Below are 21988 nucleotides of genomic sequence, written 5' to 3' on the forward strand. Positions count from 1 at the left end.
TTAAAATCAGAAAAGGATCGAGTACTTCACTTCGCCGTTGGTCACAGGCACGATGAGTTCCTGTTGCCCGTTGGCGCTTCTGATTTCCGGTTTAAGTTTTTTGTCGGCCAGCTGGATGTAGTACGACTTGTTGTCGACCGCGTAAAGTCCTTCCGATACTTTTTCGATTGAAGAACCGTCCGCCAAACGTGCCACGAGGTCTTTTGCCGGATTATTCACCTTCACGATACGCTCGAAGTACTGGTTGTTCACCACCGAGATGTAGTCGGTAATGTTGGAGCCGAACGCCTGGTACTGGAATGTAGGCACATCCGCTTCGTCGAGCACGTAACCTTTCGGGCGGTAGCCGCTGCCGGTCGTATCCGCTTCCCATTTCGATTTTCCTGATTTGCCCAAAAACATATCGTCGCCGAGCAACGTCACGCTGCCGCGCGGGCGCGAAGAACCATCGCCGCGGTCGTGCCACATCGGGGTGGCGTCCAGGAATTCACCGCGCCATACTTGCAGGATGGTCCCTTTGTCGAGGTCGTACGTGTAATGCAGGCTCGCAGGGCTACCCACGGATACCGCGTGTACTACACGTGTCCTTTTCGCTTTTTCGTCCTTGCGGAAATCCATGAAAGAGCGGGTAATGGTGTTGGTAGGGGCCTGGATGAGGATCGGGTCGGTAGAACCACCGCCCATCGCCGAGCTTTTGGAATGGAATGCGATCTCACGGAAGCCCGGACCGCTGATCCAGAGGCCGAGCACAGGACGCATCCAGCCGTCTCTTTTGTTATTGAAAACTTCGATGGTATGGTCGCCTGCTTTCAGGTTTACCGATGCATTGCGGAATTCGTTGTTCGATTTCCACTCCGGCTTGATCACATCCTTGCCGTCGATTTTCAGGTAGGAGTTACCCGAGGCCTGCAGGCGGAAGTTGTATTCGCCCTCGGTAGGCGCGTTGAGACGTCCGTTGTATACGTACGAGTAGTTATTGTTCTCTTTCAGGATCTCCCAGTTCAGGGATTCCGATTTGCCGGTTTCAGCGGGAGTCAGCTTTGAAAGGTCTTCCGTTTCCGACAAACCGCCGTAATAGGTTTTGTAGCTCAGCTCGGAAAGGGTCGCCGGTTTTTTATCAAAATTGTTGACAACAATATTCTTGATCGCCAATGAACCGTGGTCGCCCTGGATGCGGATCGGGCCCATCGGTACGTCCTCAGCTGTGAGTGAACCACGGGTAGGGCCGCTTACTTCCACGTTTTCATGAATGGTAACGCCATTGAGCACAACGGAAAGGAATACCGCGTTGGCGATTTTCTTGCCGTTCGCGTCGAAACGCGGTGCCTGGTAGGAGATTTTGATATGCTGCCAGAGCCCCGGCGCTTTCGCGACGTTGAAGCGGGGCGCATATCCTTCATAGCCTTTTTCGCCTTCGGGCTTGGAGTCGTTCCAGCGCTCGTAGATACCACCGGCATCGTTGTATTTAGCACCTTTTTTACCCCAGCTATCGAAAAGCTGTACTTCGTAGTTGCCTTGCAGATAGATCCCTGAATTGGAACCCTTGCTCATCATGAAATCCAGTTCAATGTCGAGGTCGCCGTGTTTGAAGTTGGAAATCAGTTCATAGTCGCTGCCGTACTTGCCTTTTTCGTGAAGACAAGCCAGCACACCTTTACCCGGGCTGGTCATCAGCGCGTTTTCCTTGGTAATGTCTGCCGACGCATTGCCGACGATCTTCCAGTCACTGGATTTGGTCGTGAAAGCACTGAGGTCGTTGAGAGGAATGGGCTGCTGGGCGTAGGCGGTGTGCATGGCAAAAGCCGCTACCCCAGAGGCGATTAATTGAAAAAGTGAACGGTTGGTTTTAAACATACTTGCAGTAAGCTTAGTCGGTTTTAGATTAGCAATCCAGGCCACGAATGCCTTTAGCCCTGCAAATTACGTGATAAGAATCGGGAAAATTACATTTATATAGATGAGAATCCTTTTTGTTGATGCTTTTTAACTAATGTTGTGTTTTGATACGAATCAAAGAGTTATTAGACTAAAACTGTTACCTTTCAATGAAAAAATTAATGCTTACCGCGTTCAGCATGGCTGCTGCCTTTGCCGCACACGCGCAACTGCAACCTGCGAAGCAAACGCCTGAATCCAGCGAATTGTGGAACCCCGTTCCCCGCGTCGTAACGCCCGGCAAAAGTTCTTCTGCCGTTTCCGGCTTCACAGCCCCTTCCGACGCGATCGTGCTTTTCGATGGCAAAAACCTCGATCAGTGGGTTTCCGGCAAGGACGGTAAAGCTGCCGCTCCCTGGACCGTGGCGGACGGCGCGATGACCGTAGCGCCCAAATCAGGCGACATTCAGACCAAACAGACTTTCGGCGACTACCAGCTGCATATCGAATGGAGAACCCCCGCGAAAGTGGACGGAAACGGCCAGGGACGTGGTAACAGCGGTATTTTTATGCAGGGAATCTACGAGCTGCAGGTGCTCGACAGCTATAACAACCCGACTTACTCGAACGGACAGGCCGGTTCGATCTACAAGCAAACCATGCCGCTCGTGAATGCAGCGGTGGGCCCGGGCGAATGGCAGACTTACGATGTGATCTACACGCAGCCGCATTTCAACAAGGACGGCCACATGACGCACCCGCCATACATTACGGTGATCCACAATGGTGTATTGGTTCAAAACCACACGGCCATTCAGGGAACGACCCCTTACATCGGCCAGCCGACCATCGAGCCGCACGGAAAAGGCCCCATCAAATTGCAGGACCACAACAACACGACCAGCTTCCGCAATATCTGGATCCGCGAGTTGTAAAAGCTTCAAGATATAGTTAAATGCAAAAACGGGCTGCTCCATGGAGGCAGCCCGTTTTGATTTCAATCCACCAGCACTTATTAAAACTTGATAGCCAGGTTAGCCGAGAAGTTTGCCGGCATTTGGGGCGTGAGCACACCCTGTCCCGCGAAATATTTCTTGTCGAGCATGTTGTCGAATTTGAGGCCGAGACGCCACGCTTTGGTATTGTAAAACACCGTCGAGTTCAGCACTGTGTACGACGGAATGGTGAAGACGCCTGTCACCGCCGAGTTGGCCGTCAAATGCGCGCTGATGTAATTCCCGCCGATCCCCGCGCCCAATCCTTTCAGCTTTCCGAAAGGCAAATTATAGCTGATCCACGCATTCGCCAGATCCGCCGGACCTGCATTGGCTGGGCGGCGGCCTTCGAGCGCTGCCGTCGATTTCGTCAGTTTGCTGTCGTTATGGCTGTAACCGGCCACGAGATTCAGGCCGGTAATGGGGTTGGCAATGATTTCCACCTCGATACCGCGGCTGTATTGCGTGCCGTCCTGCACGGTAATGTTGTAATTCCTGCCATCGCGCACGAGCACGTCGGTGCGGGTCATGTTATCGACTTTGATGTCGTAATAGCTGACTGTCATATTCAGCTTGCCCTGGTAGCTTTCCATTTTGATACCGCCTTCGAGCTGGTTGGCCTGCTGGGGTTTGAAAACACCCGAGACGTCCGGCAGCGGCTGCGCGACGGGCGCTACATTGAAAAAGCCGTTCATATAATTCCCGAAAACCGAAAGCCGGTCTTTGATCAGCTGATATACCAATCCGAATTTCGGAGAAACGGCCGTTTGCTTGAACTGCGTATTGGCGACGTAAGTGCGTGTAGCGTGATTTAATGTACCCTTATTTTCAAAACGGTCGACGCGCAGGCTGATCATCGCGAGCAGGCGGTCGGTAACGTTGAGGACATCGGAGAAATAGGCGCTGTATACATTGCCGGAGTTGTAGTTGCGCGCAGGCGCATCGGCACTAGCAGCCAGGCGTGCCTCCACGGACGTGCGGTTGATTTTCAGGTAATTCGGGTCGTTATGAATGCCGCTTACATTATCGAACACAATGTAGGGCGAGTTGTTGTTGTGTGCCGTGCGGTTCAGGAAATCGAGGCCCACGACGACGCGGTTACGCAATGCGCCAATTTTGAAATCACCAATAAAATTCTGCTGCACGTCGATCGCATTGTTGGTCGTGTTCTGCAAGGAAATGTTGCGTTCCAGCAAGGTGTCGGCCACGGTGCCGCGGATGAACTGGTATTGGTAAAAGCCGTCGGATTTGCGGGTATTGCTCGAAAATGCCGTTTGGGACGTCCAGCTGCCGGACAGCTTGTATTTCAACTGACCATACACGTTAATGGTCGGCGTTTTCATCGTCAGGTCGTTGCTGGTGTACGATTTGTTCCAGTCGAAACCAAGCTCCTGCGGCGTGCGGGCCACAAACTGCCGGGTACGGTTAAGGAAAATGGCGGACGGGCTCGTCATTTCGCCCTGGTAAATGCCTGCATTGAAAAGCACGGTCATCCGCTCGTTCACCCGGTATTCCAGCGAAGGTGCGATCACGAGCGTTCTTCGGAAACCGGCGTCCTGGAAGCTGCCCTGGTACTGGTATGCCGCATTGACGCGCAGCAGCAGGTTTTTGGAAGCATTAATGGGAGAATAGATGTCGGCTGTGAGACGGTTCAATCCGAAGCTGCCGGTGGTATAGCCAATCTCGCCGCCTGGTATTTCGACCGGCTTTTTGGTCACAATATTCATTAACCCCCCAAACGACGTCACCGAGCTGCCGAACAGCGTCGCCGACGGCCCTTTGATCACTTCCACTTTTTCGACATTGATCGGGTCGAACTCTCCGTTGGTTTGCACGGGAAGGCCATCCACGACCGACAGTTCGGTACGGAAGCCGCGCAACGCGTAGAATGTCGCGCCGTCGGAGTTGATCCCGCGGTTGGCCTGGATTTTGTAGACGCCGGGCGCATTTTTGACGATATTGGAAAAATCGGTAATGAGCTGTTCCGTGAACAGCGTTTTGGATAATGCGCTGTAAACCTGCGGGTTTTCCATATTGCTCACGGGCAGTTTGGACACATATTCGCTCTCTTTTTTGGAAAACTTATTAATATTCCCGCTGATCACGACTTCCTGCAATGCTTTGCTGTCCTCGTTGAGCGAAATAGGTTCGAGCGTAAGGGTTTCGTCGGCCGCGATGGTCACAGGCCGTTCGATGGCCTCGTAACCCAGCAGCTGGATCACAATCTGGTGCGTGCCTGCCGGGATGTTGCGGATCACAAACTCGCCGTTCGCATCGCTTTGCGCGCCTTTGCCGATGCCCTTGATGGTGATATTGACAAATTCCGCCGGTTTCCCATCGGATGTTTTCAATGCGCCGCGCAGTGCCCCGCGACCTTCCGCAGCTTCGATCGTGATCACATTTTCCTGCACGTGCAGCTCCTTCAACGCCGAGCCTACCACCCGGTGCAGTGCGTCTTTGACGGGTATATTGGATAAATTGGCGGTAATGCGCTTATCTACATTGAGTTGTGTGCTGCTGTACGAAATGGAAGTCCCGCTCTGGTCGCCGATCTGCGTGAGGGCGTCGGCCAGGCGAACATGCTGGAATTTCAGTGTAACAACTTTGGCGAGCACGGGGTTTTGGGCCCATGTGCCATTCGCGGCAAGTAGAGCCGTGGCGCAAAGCGCGGCGGCCATGCATTTTCGGAAGAGGGCAAAAGAGAATTTCACGCCCGGTTGGGGCGAAGTACAAATGAGCTGCATATTTTTGTTTAAATGTTGATTGATCTGCGATTGATTGGCATTCGACCCGGTGTAAAGTTTGGCGACAGCGCATCGGGTTTTTTTCATCCCGCAGACCTAGGGCGATTTGTTTCTGGAATTCATGGGATGCTATTCATATAAACTGATGGATTGTCCTTTGACCTCGTACCGGAAGCCTACGGCGATGCTCATACTGCCCAGTACCCCATTCAGCGACGGATTTCTGAATGCACCGGTGTAGCGCTCTTTCTTCAATGTCTCCTGGCGGAAACCGATCGTTACATGATACCGCCTTTCCAGCTCGCGCGCCACGTGTGCAAGGGGCATGTCATTGAACCGCAATGCATTATTCAGCCAAGAAACCTCCGCGTCGGCACCCGTCACCGTACGTACCGACAGTTTTCTCCCTTCGATCAACCCGGCATTTCCGACGGTAATTATTTTTGATTGAGTCGAAATTTTATTGGTAAACCGCACCCTGCCTTCCGTTACGAGCAATGCGGTATGGCCTTCGCCCGGATATTCCTTCACATCGAAAACCGTCCCGAGCACGCGCGTCTGTGCCGCGGCTGTTTCTACAACAAATGGCTGTTTTGCATTCTTTTTGACCGAAAACTGCGCCTCGCCGGTCAGTACCACCCGCCGCACCGCTTCCCGGAATGCCGACGGATACCGGAGCTCGCTATCATAACCGAGCATTACCACCGAGCTGTCGGGCAATGTCAGCCGCCGCGTTTCCCCTTTCTGCGTGCGAACCGTGTGCACGGTGAATGGTGTTGTTTCGTGCGCGGAATCACGCTTCGCGGAATACCACATCATGCCGCTTACGAGCACCAGCAATGCGGCCATTCCCGACAGGTAATGCCGGTATTGTACCCAAAGCGGCCGTTTTCTACTTGTACGCAGACGTTCCCACACGCGCGAGGCGCTTTCCTGCCTTTTGCTTTCGGGGATGTCGTCCGCTGTCTCGGAGGCTGCGGCGGGATCGTCGAGCCATTGCTCCACGGCGTGCATTTCGGCCGGGGTGCATTGCCCGGTACTGTAACGTTGTAAAAGTTCTGGTGTGATGTTCATGGTGCCGCCCGTCGGTTCGGAAGCAATGCGCCTCCGGATAATAGTTGCGCGGCGGGGCAGGGCACCCTGGCGTGGTACAAAAAATTAATGCTGGTACTCGGCCAGATGCTTTCCCAGGAAGCGCAATGCGCGGGTAAGGTGGTATTCTACCGTTTTTTCGGATAGTACGAGCGATGCGGCAATGGCTTTGTTGGACATGCCATCCTGCCGGCTCATCACAAACACCTCCTGACACGGGTGCGGCAGATCGGCCACCAGCTCGGTGACGCGTTCGGAAAGCAGGTGGTAGTCGACCTGGCGCTGGGTGGTATCCTCCGAGCCCGGTTTCCGGTCCATCACCCGATCGAAAATCTGCTGGCGGTTGGCCGTATCGCGGTGGTGGGCGAGGAGTTTGAGCTTGGCCGCGCGCACGAGGTAATGCGCCACCGGGCCGCTTACCCGCAGTTCATCGCGCCGCTCCCAGAGCGACTGGAAGATCTCGTGCATCAAGTCCTCGGCCTGTTCGAGGTCGCGGGTGCCCTGGTAGCACACGGCGAAAACTTTTTCCCAATGCAAATGGTAAAGCTCCTCAAACGACTTGTCCGTTTGAATGAGCAAAGGAGCCATATCAGGTTGCAAATGGGTCAACTTGGTGGTGAAACTTGAAACAGCGCAAAGCTACAACACTATTTATATTAAGTCCAAATAATGATTTTTTTCGGAACAATAATTTAATGCATTTGATAGCTTGGTAGCATCAGGCAAGCCTTTTCTGTTTTCATTTGTATTCGTCTTTCATTCTATTCAAAAAGTTGCCATGCAGGAGATAGAGCCCTATTACAACTGGGAAAAGCATTATGTAGCGAGCCACGACGAGCGTTCGCCATTTTACGGCCGCACCTATAACCTGGATTATTATGAAAATGCGATCTACGGCTATTATATACACCCGCTCTGGGACCACATCGGGTCGGAGACGCTGTATGTAAAAATCCTTTTTGCGGATTATAACAAGCGTTTTGTGATCATCGAAATGTTCGGCGAATGGAACGACACGCTGCACAACGACATTATGTTTTTCAAACGGCAGGTCGTAGACCCGCTCGTGGGCCAGGGCATTAACCAGTTCATACTGCTGGGCGAAAACGTGCTCGATTTCCACGGCGCCGAGGACGATTACTACGCCGAATGGTTCGACGATGTGGAGGATGGCTGGATCGCGGCGGTCAGTTTCCGCGAGCATGTGGAAGAGCAATGGAAGAAGTACCGACTCGACTACTATATCAATTTCGGTGGTACGCTGCACCTGAACAACTGGCGTACCTTGCAGCCGGAGCCGTTTTATGAGTTGGTTAAAAATTTGATGGTTAGACGGTTAACCTAGCATAAAGCTTTGTGTGCTGCTTGGAACCTTGGCAAGACATTTGTAGCTTACGCTTTCATCGAAACAACTGTCCCACCTTAAAACCACAGTTCCCATGGCCGAGAATACCGAACCTAAACCAGGAGATGCAAAAGAATCACTGGAAAATAAAGTTGAAGAGCTCAAAACCACTACAGATGAAGCCAAAGATGAAATCGTGGAAGAGGTGCTGGGAATCAAGGATGAGGCTAAGGATGTAGTGAAAGAAGAGGCGGCTGAGCTGGAAACCAAAGCCGAAACCAAGGTAGAAGAAGTCACAGAGGCAGCCGCGGAAACGGCGGACGGCATTAAAACGGAAGTCTATGAAACACTGGACGACCTCAAAGCCCAGGCCGAAACAAAAACCACGCAAGCGGAAGCGGTGATCGAGGAGAAAGCGGAAGAGGCCAAATCGGGCTTCGCGGCGACATTGGCCGGTATTACCGGGGCCGCCACAGAAAAGTTCGAAGACCTGAAAGAGGCCGCGACGGATAAGTTTGAGGACATCAAGGAAGCCGCCGCCGAGAAATTCGACGATATTAAAGAAGCTGCGACCGACAAATATGAGGACTTGAAAGAAGACGCAGCCGAAGCCGTGGAAGACGCGAAGGAAAAACTCGCAGAAGCACAGGCCAAAGCGGCCGAACTGAAAGCGAAAGCGGCAGAGGAAATCGCGGAATTGAAAGAAGAGGCCTCGGAGAAGGTCGTAGAGACGAAAACAAAGGCGAAGGGCTTCTGGGCGCGTCTTTTCGGCAAATAGCATTGTTAATGTAGATTTTACACCCGGCTTTCTTCGATAGGCCGGGTTTTTTATGCAGTTTTTTTCTTTCACCAAAATTGCTTCTGATGTCACATCAAACTTTCTCTTTGCCCTACCAACACCCGTTTACCGCGGATAAAAAATACCAGAAATCAGTCGCCTACTTTTCGATGGAATTCGCCGTCGACCAGGCGTTAAAAATCTACTCCGGCGGCCTGGGTTTCCTCGCAGGCTCCCATATGCGGAGCGTGTACGCACTCAAACAGAACCTGATTGGCATTGGAATGCTCTGGAAATACGGGTATTACGACCAGGGCCGTAATAAGGACGGCAGTATGGTGCCCGAATTCCATGAGAAAATGTACTCGTATCTCGTCGATACCCAAATCCGGTTCCAGATTCCCATGATGGGGAAAAACGTGTGGGTCGCCGCCTATTACCTGGCTCCCGAGACATTCGGCTCGGCGCCACTCTTCCTGCTAACGACCGACACGGACGGCAATGACGAATCGACACGTGCGATCAGCTATTCATTGTACGATTCGGATGTAACCTATAAAGTGGCGCAATGCATGGTGCTCGGCATCGGCGGCGCGCGCCTGCTGGAAGCATTGCAGTACGAGCCGGAAGTATACCACTTGAATGAAGCGCATGCGGTATCTGCACTTTTTCATTTGTATAAAAAATATCAGAAAGTCGCCGAGGTACAGAAAAAGGTCGTTTTCACGACCCACACGCCGGAGGAAGCCGGTAATGAGAAGCACGACATTCATTTTCTCGACAAACTTGGTTTCTTCTCCGGCATCGACCTCGAAACCGTCCGTAAGATCAGCGGCATCCGCGACGGTGTTTTCAACCATTCGCTGGCAGCATTGAGCCTGAGCCACAAGGCGAACGGCGTATCGAAACTGCACGGGGAAGTGTCGCGGAAAATGTGGAAAACGCATCCCAAAATCGCGCCGATAGGCCATATTACCAATGCGCAGAACAATGCCTACTGGGTGGACCCCGTGCTGGAAAAAGCCCGGCTCGACAAAGACATCGACACGATTGTCGCGCGGAAGAAGGAATTGAAAAAGGTATTGTTCAAAACCGTGGCCGACCAAAGCGGCAAACTTTTCGATCCGGATGTGCTCACCATCGTGTGGGCGCGCAGGTTCGCCGCCTACAAACGGCCCGATATGCTCGTGTGGGATATTGAACGTTTCAAACGCATCATGGCCAATACGGAACAGCCCGTACAGGTGATCTGGGCAGGGAAGCCCTACCCGAAAGACGAGGGCGCTGTGGGTACATTCAACCACCTGTTTTACCTCAGCCATTTGTTCCCGAACATGGCGGTACTCACGGGGTACGAACTCGCATTGTCCAAACTCCTGAAAGACGGCGCCGACGTCTGGCTCAACACGCCGGTCGTCACCCGCGAAGCGTCCGGCACCAGCGGCATGACCGCCGCGATGAACGCCGCATTGAACCTTTCGACATTCGACGGCTGGATATGCGAATTCGCGAAAGACGGGCATAATGCATTTCTCTTGCCAGTAGCCAAAGGCGAAGATATCAACAAGCAGGACTGCGACAACCTGATGGAAACGCTCGAGCGCTCCGTTATACCGACCTATTACAACGCGCCCGAGAAATGGCAGGAGATGACGCTGAACAGCATGAACGACGTTTCCGAGCCGTTCAATTCCGACCGCATGGCGCGGGAGTATTATGAGTCGTTGTACAGTTAATAGGTAAAAAGGCAACTGACGCGGCGTGGCTTACCGTTAATTCAACGGGAATGTATGCCTGGGAATTAATGGTCTGCCACTGTCGAGCGTTAGAAGCAAACTTGTTACATTTAACCATATTATTGAAAGACTTCCCAAGACATCGTTAAGTTATGGACACGCCTGTTACATTCATTGTAGGAGATATCATGAGCGAGGACGAATTTCTGGCTGATAGACAAGTATGCCAGTAAAGCATATGTTTATGAGCCTGAACGGCCTGTTATTGAGTATTCAAGCCTCGATATTTGGCTTTCAGGAGAACCCGTATTTGCAGGGCTTAGGCTGAATCTTGCGAGAGTATTGGGATAGTTACTATGCCACGAAGGCACGAATTGGCACGAATGTCTATGTGCTGATTCGTGCCTTCGTGGCATTAAAATATTTGCCCTGCCAAAATCTCAATCCCTTCCCGAAAAGAATGCGGCTCGTAGCCGAGCACTTCCCGCGATTTGGAAAGGTCAAATCCCGTACGCGGAGGTCTGCGCGCGGGTTGACTAAAGGCTGAGGCATCGGTTGGAGAAATCAAGGACGCGTCCAGTCCGAAATAATCCGCAGCGGCGAGCGCCATTTCGTAGGGCGTCAGGAAATCCTTGCCGGAGATGTGGTAAATGCCTTTGGCTTGCTGGTCGGCGATGAGGTAGCAGCCCAATGCAAGGTCTTCGGCCAAAGTAGGCGTGCGAAACTGGTCCGTCACGACCTTGATCGCCTTCCCCTCGTCCAGCGATTTTTTGACCCAAAGTATAATGTTGCTCCGGCTCATGTCGTGCGCGATCCCGTACACGAGCACAGTACGCGCAATGGCCCATTCGATACTGGACGATACCACCGCTTTTTCAGCCGCAAATTTGCTCCAACCGTAAAAACTGATCGGATTGGGCTCGTCGTCTTCGCGATAAGGCCCCGAAGTTCCGTCGAAAATAAAGTCGGTGGAAACGAGTTCTAAAAACGTCTTGTGCTTCGCGCAGGCAGCGATGAGTGTTTCAGTCGCAGTTACATTCAGCTTCCAGCAGGCATCTTTTTCCGCCTCGCACTGGTCCACGTTCGTCATGGCGGCGGTGTGGATGACCACGTCCGGGCGTTCGGCACCGAACACGCGGTCTACGGCTTGCGGGTCGGTAATGTCCATTTCAATATACCGGTAGCCGTTGCTGAACGGCAGGCGGTTCCCGCCGCGGGCCGTGGCGATGGTATCGATGTGCGGCTTCGTCACCAGCAGTTCCACCAGTTTCTGCCCCAGCAAGCCGTTGGAGCCGGTGATCAGGATCTTCTTCTTTTCCAATTTAAGCCTCGTATTTCCAGCCGTATTTGCGGGTGATCTTCTTCTTTTTCATCTTTTTGACCGACACTTTCATCGCAACGTCCTTCTCGGGACGATCGCGCTCGTCCTTATCCACCGAAGCGATTTTATCGATCACGTCCATGCCGTCGATCAGTTGCCCGAACACGGTATACGCGCCGTCGAGGTGCGGCGTACCGCCTAGGGTTTCATATACTTTTTTCTGTGCGTCGGTCAGTTTGCGGGCGGCGCGGGCCGATTGTTTTTCCAGGTCCGCCTTGCTCCATTTGCGGCCTTCCACAATGTAAAACTGGCATCCGCTCGATTCCTTCGCGGGGTTATTGTCGCGCGCAGCGGCTAATGCGCCCTTTTGATGGAAGAGCTTCCCGTTAAATTCGGCTGGTACTTTATAGCCGTTGTCGCCACGGCCGAGTATGGCGTCGGGCTTGGCATTGCGGGATTCCGGGTCGCCGCCCTGGATCATGAAGTCGTCGATCACACGGTGGAAAAGCAGCCCGTTGTAGAACTTGTCTTTGGCGAGTTTGATAAAGTTCGCTTTGTGTTTAGGGGTTTCGTCAAAAAGGATGAAGCGCATTGTGCCCTGGGTGGTTTCAATGGTCACTACTTCGTCTTTTTTAGACTTTTTCTGGGCGGAAACTGAAACGGCGATCAGGCAAAGTACGCCCAGAATAATCGATCTTTTGGTTTTCATAGGTGTTATTTAGCGGCCAACACGTTCTTGTCGGCCGGGAAGAATTGAAGTTTAAGGCCGTAATCCTTTCCTTCCGAGACATCCTCCATATTGATGCGGATCGTTTTGTTGTTCCAGGTCAACTTTTTGGATTCCTCTTTCGGGGCGGAATAGGCTTTGCTAAAATACTGTTTGCTGGCATTCCAGAGCTGTTTCGTCGCATTCGGACTGTTCAGGTATACGTCGATTGTGATCTTGTTCACCTTCTTGTCCGTCGTCAGGAAATACTGGACGTCGATCGTTTCCAGCTGGGCGGTTTCCGAGGTGTAGCCCAAATGGTCGGGCGTTTCTTCGAACATTTCGAATGTCTCGGTCGCTTTCACCTTGGCGATCGGGTCGCCAAATGCAATACCCCTTAAAATCGTGCCTGCCGGACTTTGCTCGGGCGGGCCGAGGATCGTTTTCAGCAATGCCGACTGATCACTGTTCAGGTCTGCGGGCGCGGGCTCGTGCAGGGCAACGGAGTCCGCTGTTGCCGTTTCGGTCTTTTCGTTCGTCTTGGTGTCGCAAGCCACGGCTATAATGGCCAATGTAAGGATTGCAGCCCCGTTTTTCAGCGTCTTCATAAGTGTAGAGGTTATACCATCCGGTTTAAAATGTAGTTGAGAAATTATCGTGCCCTGTAACTAATTCGATGGCGCCCTTTTGCAATATATACATATTTATCACTTTCAAAAATGACCTCAGAATTCTCTCGAAAGATTGAAAAAGAACCGCCGTTCGCCCTCGCCGTTGAGCGTGATGTTGAACCGTGCGACGATATTGTAGAAGGTCACAATATCCAGCCCCGCGCCTGCGCCGTACAGCATCGAGTTGCCAAGCCGCGTGTTGCTGAACTCGGGATAACTGTTTTTAACATAACCTGCATCCGCAAAGGTATTAATGTACGCCGCGAGCGGGATCGTGTTGAACTGCCGCACGGGAATGAACGACAAGTGCTTCTGGACCGAGAACAGCCTGTATTTCAATTCGTTTTTGATCAGTCCGTAATCCTGGCCGTCTACCACATACAGCTCGTACCCGCGCACGAGGTCGTTGCGGTAACCCAGGCCGACCGTCTGCGTGTAGGGCTGCCTTTTCGGGAATGAAAGCCGGCCGCGGACATTGGTATTGAAAAACCACCGTTTACCCAGCGGTATGAATTTGCGGTACGAGCCGTAGAGGTACAGCGTGTTCACGTCGTCCGTTGGCAGGAGGCCGGTTTTGGAAATCTGTACACCCGCCGTCTGGCCCTGTAAAGCGTATTGGGCATTGTCGCGCTTGTCGTAGCTGTACGTGTAGGTGAGCTGGAAATAGCGTTGCCGTTTATCCCCATCGAGCAGGTAATTGGGGTTAAGCCGGGCAATGGTGTCGGAAATGCTCGTATAGCTCCACCGGAGGTCGAGGGAGTGGAATGTGTAATATTTGTTGCGCCGCGTCACGCTCACATACGTGTAAAAGCGCCGGCGGTTAATATCCTCGCTGTTCAGGTATTGCAGCTTGTCGCGCCAGGTCCTGAACGCCGTATTTTTATTAATGGAATATGACGTGCCGACGGTAATGCCGGTTTTCTGGGCTTTATCAATGTAAGGTAATGTGTAAGCCAGCTCGAACTTGGGGATGAACCCGAACTCGGCCAGGAAACGGAGCTTGTCGGCGCGGCCGGTGACATTACCGTAGCTCAGGTATACGCCGTAAGTCGTGCGCGACAAATCGCGCTTACGCTCGTACCACCATTCGTTGAAATTCCGGTCGGCGAGCTGGAAGACGGGCAGCATAATGAAGTACCAGCGCTCCTTCACGACGATGCGGATATCGGTGTGGACGGAGTCGGGATTGGGCTTCGTGAGCAGGTCTACGGTAACAAATAAGTTGGTATTAACGACTTTCCTGCGGTCGATTTCAAGTTTCTCTTTCAGGGATTCGGTAGAGAGCGTATCGTCGCGGCGGATGGCCATTTCGCGCATGATAATGCTTGTGCGCGTGCGGTGGTTACCTTCTACGGTAATATCTCCCACCACCACATGGCCCGCGCTATCGGGCACGACCGTCTGCGCAGAGGCATGATGGAAAAGCAATAGTATTAAAAGCAGAAAGTAAATCTCCTGACAGCACTTCTTAGGGTTCATTCTTCACAGCCCGGTTTCGGTATAGAAACGATACTTCCTGTTAATATGATAAAATTTTAACAAAAATAGGGGTTCGCGATGAATGGCAACATTCCGTCAACAGAAATTGGCTTCCGGATCATTTCGATTTTTCACCGGTTTACGTAAATCGGAAATATCGGCCTCGGCCCGCTTTGGAAAAAAGGAGTAAATAGTTGTGAAAAAACCTGTCGGAACGAGTAGCCTTTTATGAAAAACGGCCAGTATCCTGTTCACATACCAAAACTAACTAACACCATGTCATTCTCCCGGGCGGAAAAATTGATTAACAAGCTGATCGGCAATAAAATATCCGAAGGGGAGCTGGCGGAATTACTCGCGGGGATTACCGATGAAGAGGAGCGGAAAGCCTACGCCGACGCCCTCGAAATCTACTTTAACCGCCTCCTGAATGAAAACCGGCCCGACAACGGTGCCGAACCGAAATAACTGAATTGCTGAAAATACCACGACTCATCCTCCTCTATCATTGTGTTTGTTCGGAAATCACTAAAAGTTAACACTGCTCAATAGTCCAAAAAACAACGGCCTCAGTAATGTCATCAGGATTTCAAAGTTTCCTTCCGGGGTAAAATCCGGGAGGTGATTCCGCTACTCACCTGGTACATGTTTAAAATGCCCCCAGTAATCTCAGACACAGATTATATAAGCTTCCCCTATGCTTTCATTTTTAACATAACTAATTGTTTTTCAGTATCATGAATAGTGACTATCACCTTAAACTTGAAAACTATGCATCCAAACTCTACCGTTAGCCTGCGAAGGTTGCTCCTAAGCATTTTCGCGGCTGCACTCCTCGCTATTCCCGCATTCGCGGCGAAGCTCGACAAGACCATCAAAGGGAAGGTTACTTCCAAAATAGACGGCGCCGCATTGCCCGGCGTGAGCATTATCGTGAAGGGCACACAGGTCGGAACGTCGTCGGACGCGGAAGGCGCGTTCTCGATCAATGTGAATGAATCGACGCGGCCGGTACTGGTATTTTCCTATATCGGGCATGAAACACAGGAAGTTACCGTGGGGAATGAGTCGGTCATCAACGTCGTGCTGGCGGAAGGGGCTGAAACGCTGAACGAAACTGTGGTTACGGCTTTGGGCCTTTCGCGCGAGAAGCGCTCGCTCGGGTATGCGATCACGGAGGTGGACGGTAAGGATATCAGCCGCGTGGCGCAGGAAAACGTGCTCAACTCGCTTTCCGGCCGCGTTCCGGGCGTAACGATCAGCTCTACCGGCGGCACGGGGTCGTCCGTAAGCATGATCATCCGCGGTGCCACCTCGCTCAGTAACGACAACCAGCCGCTGTTTGTCGTGGACGGTGTGCCCATTGCCAACACGCTCAACAACGTCAGCCAGATCGGTAACGACAACCGCGTCGACTATGGTAACGCCATTTCGAGCATTAACCCCGACGATGTGGAAAGCGTATCGATCCTGAAAGGCCCGAACGCTGCGGCATTGTATGGCTCGCGCGCCGGCCACGGGGTGGTGCTCATTACGACCAAAAGCGGTAGCAAATCGAAGAAAATGACGGTTTCGGTCAATTCCAATACGGTTTTTGACAAACCCTACAAATACCTGAACATGCACCACAAGTTCGCGACGGGTATCCTGCCATTTACGCCGGACAATAATCCTTACCCCGGCGGCGTGCTGATCATCGACGAGGGCTCTGCCGGCGGCGTGGGCCCGGAACTGGACAAAGGCTACAAGGCCGTGCAATGGAACAGCCCGAAAGACGCCAACGGCAACCCGGTCCCAACCGAGCTCGTTTCGCACCCGGATAATGTGAAAAATTTCGTCCGCACAGGCATTACCACCACGAACGGCGTCTCGATTGCCAACAGCACCGAACTCGTGACGTACCGTTTATCGTACTCCAACATGTCGAACCGAGGCATTATCCCGAACTCGGATTTGTTCCGCAACTCTTTCAATATCAACTCTTCGGTAAAGCTGAGCAAGAAGGTTACCGTGAGCACCAACGTGGATTTCAGCCGGAACAACTCGAACAACCGGCCTGCTACCAACCGCGGAACCAACCCGTTGCAATGGGCCTACGCCGTATCACCGCACATCGACATCCGCGACCTGCGCAACTACTGGGTGCCGGGACAGGAGGGATTGCAGCAGCTCTCGCAAGGCCCCGGCGACTATAATAACCCATGGTTCCTGGCTTATGAGGTCAATAACAGCTTCGTGCGCGACCGGGTGTTCGGGAACGTGAAGGCCGACTGGCAGATCACCCCGCATTTGAGCTTAATGGGCCGGTATGCGCTCGATACCTACCGCGAAGACCGCGAAACGAAAATCGGGAACAGCTACACCAACGACAGTCGCGGCGGTTACGGAAAAATTAACCTGGCACGCTTCGAACGCAATGCCGACTTCCTTTTGACCTACAAACGCGACATTAATCAGTTCAACTTCTCGATTTCCGGCGGTGGCAACACGCGTTACCAGAAAAATTCCGATGTGAATTCGTCGACCAAAAACGGAACGGGACTGATCATTCCGGGCCTGTACACGATGTCGAACATTGCGCCGGCTAACCTTAATTACAGCTCGGCATTGTATGAAAAAGCGGTGTTCAGCGTCTACGGATTGGCAAACCTCGGTTTCAAAGACATGATTTACCTCGACCTTACCGCCCGGAACGACTGGTCGAGCACCTTGCCGAAAGCGAACCGCTCGTACTTCTATCCATCGGCGTCGCTGAGCGTGCTGCTCAATGAAATGTTCCAGATGAACAATCAGATCAGCCTCCTGAAAGTACGCGGCGGCTGGGCGCAGGTGGGTAACGACACGAACCCGTACAGCTTGCTCGCCACATTGGGCAATGCAGGGGCCTGGGACGGCATTACACGCCTGTCGAAATCGGGGCAAATTTTGCTTCCCGACCTCAAACCGGAGATCGCGACCTCTTACGAATACGGCATCGACCTGAACCTGTACCATAACCGCGTCCGGTTTGCTGCGACCTATTACCAGGTTGAAAACCGCAACCAGATCATCCCGACCAAGCTGCCGGGATCAAGTGGTTTTACTTCGAAAAATATCAATGCGGGCTTGCTCGTGAGCAAGGGCCTCGAACTGACGCTGGGCGGAACGCCGGTCGACAAGAACGGCTGGCGCTGGGATATCAATGCCAACTGGTCGCGGAACCGCACGACGATCAAATCGCTCTCGGACGGGCTGGATTTCTACACCTTATGGACCGACGCGAAAGGCGGGGCATGGACGTACGTGGGAGACAAGATCGGCGATATTTACGACTCTGAGATCGTGACGGTGAAGGACAAAAACTCGCCTTACTACGGCTACCCGATCCTCGACGACGACGGCTCGTGGCAAAGCATTTCTGCTTCGAACACCCGCAACAAGATCGGTAATTTCAACCCTGATTTCATCATGGGCCTCCAAACCTCGCTGTCCTACAAGGGTTTCAGCCTCAATATGTCGTTCGACTGGCGCCAGGGCGGTGATTTCGTATCGCAAACTTACCGCTACGGCGAATCCGACCTGAAATCGCAGCGCTTCCTGGATAACCTCATTAACCCGAACGGGATGACGGGCGACCAGCTGCGCAATTACCTCGTTAACAACGATAAAGTCATTATCCGCGGCAACAACTTTCCGATCGTGGGCGGCCCTACGAAGGAGTATGGCGGCTTCCCGTTTGAGTACGGCGGCAATACGTACGACTATGCGGTGTTCAACCCCGGTGTGATCGCCGAATACAACGAGGCAGGCGAAATCACCGGCTACAAGGAAAACCTCGGCGGCCCGGGCACGAAGTACATTCCGTACGGCGACAACTATCCGTGGAGCTTTACCCGCGCAGCAACATTCGATGCCTCGTTCGTGAAGCTGCGCGAGATTTCGCTCGGATACGATCTTCCCGCCGCCTTCGTGAAAAGGATCGGTTTGCAGAATGCCAACGTAGCCGTTTACAGCCGCAACATCATCCTTTGGACGAAAGCTAAAATCGGTATCGATCCCGAACAGGCATTCCAGCAGGAGTCTGGGGCACAGGCCGGTACCCAGTTCAAGCAGGGTATCGAGCGGTATAACGTGACGCCCTGGGTGATCCCGATCGGCTTCAAGCTTGGGTTAACATTCTGATTTGAAATAACATAGTCTATTTAATATAAATAAACTCATGAAAAATCTTACTAAAAAGTTCATTGTGATACCGCTGCTGCTGGCATGCCTGGTATTCTCCTGCAAAGACCTGACGGAGCTCAATGAAAACCCCAACGGCGTAGCGCCCGAGAGCGTAAACCCGAACCTGGTGCTGCCGACCGTGCTCACCGAAGCTGCGAAATTGTACGTGAACCTGGGCTACCAGGACATTGCCGGCGTGGTGCAGCATACGCAGAAAGACGCCTGGTCGAGCGGGCATAACGATTACGATTGGGGCGGCGACCAGAGCTGGAACGCTTACTACGACGTGCTGCGCAACAACGACCTCGTATATACCCGTGCGGTGCAGACCAATTTCGAGTTCCACCAGGGCGTGTCGCTGGTCATGAAATCGTTCATGTTCGGCCTCATTACCGACCTGTGGGGCGATGCGCCTTACACGAATGCATTGAAGGGCGAAGCAGGCTCGACGTCCGACATTTTGCCCGCATTCGACACGCAGGACAAGATTTATGCAGGCATTATCGCCGATCTCGAAAAGGCCAATACATTGCTTTCCAAATCCAAAGCCGATTACGAGGGTATTGTGGACAATGTAGACGTTTTTTACGGCGGAGATCCCGCAAAATGGCGCAAAATGGCTAACTCGCTAATGCTCCGTTACTATATGCGGCTGTCGGCCAAGCAACCCGACGTGGCTAAGGCGGGCATCGAAAAAATCGTAGCCAATGCGGCCCAGTATCCGATCATTACCACGAATGCGGATGATGCCACCATGGGCTTCCCGGGTAACAGCGAGGCCGATTCCTGGCCTGCCAACGCCGTAACCGACGCCAGCGGAAGCAACTACCGCCGCATTAAAATGTGTGCGACTTTCGTGGAGAGGCTGCAAACTCTGAAAGACCCGCGGTTGGGAATCTGGGCTAATAAAGTGGAGATACCGCTCGTGGTGGACGCCACGCAGCCTGCCGGAACGGACAAAATCGTGGACGGCAAGCGCATTCTTTCACCCGATAAGGTTGGTAAAACGCAAATCGACACCGACCCGGAATATGTGGGTTTGCCGCCAAGCTTTTCGGCATTGCCCTCGGCCTATAACCTCAACCCTACGCCAGGACAAACCTCGTACAACCCGCACGTATCGTTCCTGAACAGCATTTACAAAGCTGCCAAGGGGCCATTGCTGCGCGCCCGCCTCATTTCGGCCGCCGAAGTGAACTTCATCCTCGCCGAAGCCGCATTGAAAGGCTGGGCGACAGGCGCCGCCAAAGCCCGTTACGAAGCAGGGGTAAAGGCATCGATGGAAACCTGGACGGTAGGCGACAAATATGCCGCTTACATGGCCACCCCGGGCGTCGCATTCGATAACACATTGAAACAGATCATCGAGCAGAAATGGATCGCCGGCTGGACGGCCGCCACCGAAGCGTGGTTCGATTTCCGCCGCACCGGCTTACCCGCATTGAAGGCCGGCCCGGCAGCGAAAAGGGAAGTGTTGCCCCTGCGTTTCTATTATATGCAGGACGAATTGCGTATTAACAAGGCCAATGCAGGCGTAGCCGTGAGCAAGCTGGAACTGACCAGCTACTCGCAAGCCGACGGCGGCAACAGCCCGTGGTCGAAACAATGGCTGGTACAAGGAACCGGCAAGCCGTGGTAGTCATATTTTGTTTAAGGTGAGTATTTAAAACCGGGACTGCTGGTATGCTGCCGCAGTTCCGGTTTAGTTTTCTACGTAAACCGTTCGTGCATGAAAACGTGGGCTATCTTACTTTGCTGTGCTTTCCTCTGCGTATGTCAATGGGCAATGGGGCAGCATTTCCGGGCCGCAGCGGCGGTGCGGGTGATCACGCCCGACCCGTTACTGCCGGTTTCGGGCGGCATTGGTACACCAAAAAAAGCCACGCAGAAAGCCGGAGAACTATATGCAAGGGCATTTGTCATGGAAAAAGGCGGCGTTCGGATTGCCATTGTGAATGTGGATAATCTGGGCTGGCCGGCGGCATTGGGCAACAAATCGCGGAAATTGATCAGAGGCATTCCGCCCGAAAATGTGCTCATAGGTGCCACGCACACCCATAGCGGGCCCGACGCGTATGGGTTCCCCAATGAGAAAGGCGAGTCGTTTGCCGACCTCGCCTACCTCGACAGCTGCGTGCAGCTCATCGCCGATGCGGTAAACGAGGCGACAGGCAAGCTGGAAGACGCTTCTCTGAAAATAGCCGTGGGCGATGCGAAGGGCAAAATCGCGTACAACTACTACGCCGATCAGCTGTACGACCCGCGCTGCGGGGTGATGCAGGCCGTGGCATCTGAGGGCGCCAACAAAGGTAAAACCATTGCGACATTAGTCAATTATGCGATACACCCCGAAGTGATCGGCTCCGGCAAGGGCATCCTCAGCCCCGATCTCTGCGGACCATTGTACGACCGCATCGAGGCGCAGGCCGGGGGCGTAGCGATTTTTATGAATGGCGCGCAGGGCGGCATGGTAACTGCCGATAACCGAACGGAAAACGGCAAGGAAGCCAACGACTGGAACGAATGCAAGCGCATTGGCGAGCTCCTGGCCGACGAGGCTTTGCGGATCGTGCGCGATGCCGCCGTGCAGGAAGATCCGGATTTGTATTGCGTTTCCCGCAGGTTTGAGTTTCCGGTAGATTCGGAGATTATGCGTTTTATCCTGCAAAAATCACCGATAAAAAATGAAATGGCCAGCGAGAACCGCATTGTCACGCAGCTGAACCTGCTCAACATCGGCACAGCCCAGGTGCTGACGGTGCCGGGTGAGGCATTGCCGAATATCGGGTATTATGTGAAAAGGCATATGCATACGAAGCAGCCGTTCCTGTTCGGGCTGACCAACGATGCATTCGGCTATATGCTTACGAAAGTCGATTTCAACAGTTTTAAACGATACGACTACGTGAGCCGTACCAGTCTCGGCGAAATGACGGGTGAAATTTACATCGAACAGGCATTGAAACTAATCAGCGACAGCCCATGGCCGGCGACTAACGCACCGGTGCGGGGCAAATAAACCGATCTTTAACCTTAATCAGGA

Annotated in this window: 16 protein-coding genes; 8 read left to right on the plus strand and 8 right to left on the minus strand. The window is 53.0% G+C overall.

The window, feature by feature from the left end:
* Positions 1–6: 6 nt before the first annotated feature.
* The gene (locus tag H144_RS0100165) at positions 7–1854 is read right to left on the minus strand and encodes a 3-keto-alpha-glucoside-1,2-lyase-like domain-containing protein (RefSeq protein ID WP_229207818.1); all 1848 of its coding nucleotides are present in this window, start codon (positions 1852–1854) and stop codon (positions 7–9) included.
* Between the two features lie 191 nt (positions 1855–2045).
* Here H144_RS0100165 and H144_RS0100170 point away from each other — a divergent pair, with 191 nt between their 5' ends.
* The gene (locus H144_RS0100170; RefSeq protein WP_019939994.1) at positions 2046–2810 is read left to right on the plus strand and encodes a 3-keto-disaccharide hydrolase; all 765 of its coding nucleotides are present in this window, start codon (positions 2046–2048) and stop codon (positions 2808–2810) included.
* 80 nt (positions 2811–2890) lie between these two features.
* On the opposite strand, the gene H144_RS0100175 is transcribed toward H144_RS0100170, so the two are convergent.
* The 3 genes from H144_RS0100175 to H144_RS0100185 form a co-directional block, all read right to left on the minus strand.
* Entirely contained in the window at positions 2891–5614 is a 2724-nt protein-coding gene (locus H144_RS0100175; protein ID WP_157504367.1) for a TonB-dependent receptor, read from the minus strand.
* Positions 5615–5743: 129 nt separating this feature from the next.
* Positions 5744–6688, minus strand: a complete 945-nt coding sequence (locus H144_RS0100180; RefSeq protein WP_019939996.1) for a FecR family protein — start codon at positions 6686–6688, stop codon at positions 5744–5746.
* An 84-nt stretch (positions 6689–6772) separates the two neighbouring features.
* Complete coding sequence (locus H144_RS0100185; protein WP_019939997.1) at positions 6773–7294, minus strand: sigma-70 family RNA polymerase sigma factor; 522 nt, start codon at positions 7292–7294, stop codon at positions 6773–6775.
* A gap of 190 nt (positions 7295–7484) precedes the next feature.
* Here H144_RS0100185 and H144_RS0100190 point away from each other — a divergent pair, with 190 nt between their 5' ends.
* The 3 genes from H144_RS0100190 (at position 7485) to glgP (ending at position 10565) form a co-directional block, all read left to right on the plus strand.
* Complete coding sequence (locus tag H144_RS0100190; RefSeq protein WP_026350268.1) at positions 7485–8051, plus strand: hypothetical protein; 567 nt, start codon at positions 7485–7487, stop codon at positions 8049–8051.
* 94 nt (positions 8052–8145) lie between these two features.
* On the plus strand, positions 8146–8829 hold the full coding sequence (locus H144_RS0100195) for a hypothetical protein (protein ID WP_019939999.1): 684 nt from the start codon (positions 8146–8148) through the stop codon (positions 8827–8829).
* Positions 8830–8915: 86 nt separating this feature from the next.
* On the plus strand, positions 8916–10565 hold the full coding sequence (gene glgP, locus H144_RS0100200; RefSeq protein ID WP_019940000.1) for an alpha-glucan family phosphorylase: 1650 nt from the start codon (positions 8916–8918) through the stop codon (positions 10563–10565).
* A 415-nt stretch (positions 10566–10980) separates the two neighbouring features.
* Here glgP and H144_RS0100205 read toward each other — a convergent pair whose 3' ends face one another.
* From H144_RS0100205 to H144_RS0100220, 4 genes are all read right to left on the minus strand, one after another.
* Positions 10981–11886, minus strand: coding sequence for an SDR family oxidoreductase (locus H144_RS0100205; RefSeq protein ID WP_019940001.1), 906 nt, complete (start codon positions 11884–11886; stop codon positions 10981–10983).
* Between the two features lies 1 nt (position 11887).
* The gene (locus tag H144_RS0100210) at positions 11888–12595 is read right to left on the minus strand and encodes a peptidylprolyl isomerase (protein WP_019940002.1); all 708 of its coding nucleotides are present in this window, start codon (positions 12593–12595) and stop codon (positions 11888–11890) included.
* A gap of 5 nt (positions 12596–12600) precedes the next feature.
* Positions 12601–13200: a hypothetical protein gene (locus tag H144_RS0100215; RefSeq protein ID WP_019940003.1), complete on the minus strand. Its 600-nt coding sequence runs from the start codon at positions 13198–13200 to the stop codon at positions 12601–12603.
* A gap of 117 nt (positions 13201–13317) precedes the next feature.
* Positions 13318–14742, minus strand: coding sequence for a BamA/TamA family outer membrane protein (locus tag H144_RS0100220; protein ID WP_026350269.1), 1425 nt, complete (start codon positions 14740–14742; stop codon positions 13318–13320).
* A 276-nt stretch (positions 14743–15018) separates the two neighbouring features.
* Between H144_RS0100220 and H144_RS0100225 the strand changes: the two genes are divergently transcribed.
* From H144_RS0100225 to H144_RS0100240, 4 genes are all read left to right on the plus strand, one after another.
* Positions 15019–15210, plus strand: coding sequence for a hypothetical protein (locus H144_RS0100225; RefSeq protein ID WP_019940005.1), 192 nt, complete (start codon positions 15019–15021; stop codon positions 15208–15210).
* A gap of 303 nt (positions 15211–15513) precedes the next feature.
* Positions 15514–18903 (plus strand): SusC/RagA family TonB-linked outer membrane protein, encoded by a 3390-nt coding sequence (locus H144_RS0100230; protein ID WP_026350270.1) that lies wholly within the window; start codon positions 15514–15516, stop codon positions 18901–18903.
* Between the two features lie 37 nt (positions 18904–18940).
* A complete protein-coding gene (locus H144_RS0100235) occupies positions 18941–20584 on the plus strand; it encodes a SusD/RagB family nutrient-binding outer membrane lipoprotein (protein ID WP_019940007.1) in 1644 nt (547 codons plus the stop codon).
* Positions 20585–20674: 90 nt separating this feature from the next.
* Positions 20675–21964, plus strand: a complete 1290-nt coding sequence (locus H144_RS0100240; RefSeq protein WP_026350271.1) for a hypothetical protein — start codon at positions 20675–20677, stop codon at positions 21962–21964.
* Positions 21965–21988 lie beyond the last annotated feature (24 nt).

This window comes from Dyadobacter beijingensis DSM 21582, from assembly GCF_000382205.1.
Lineage (GTDB): Bacteria > Bacteroidota > Bacteroidia > Cytophagales > Spirosomataceae > Dyadobacter > Dyadobacter beijingensis.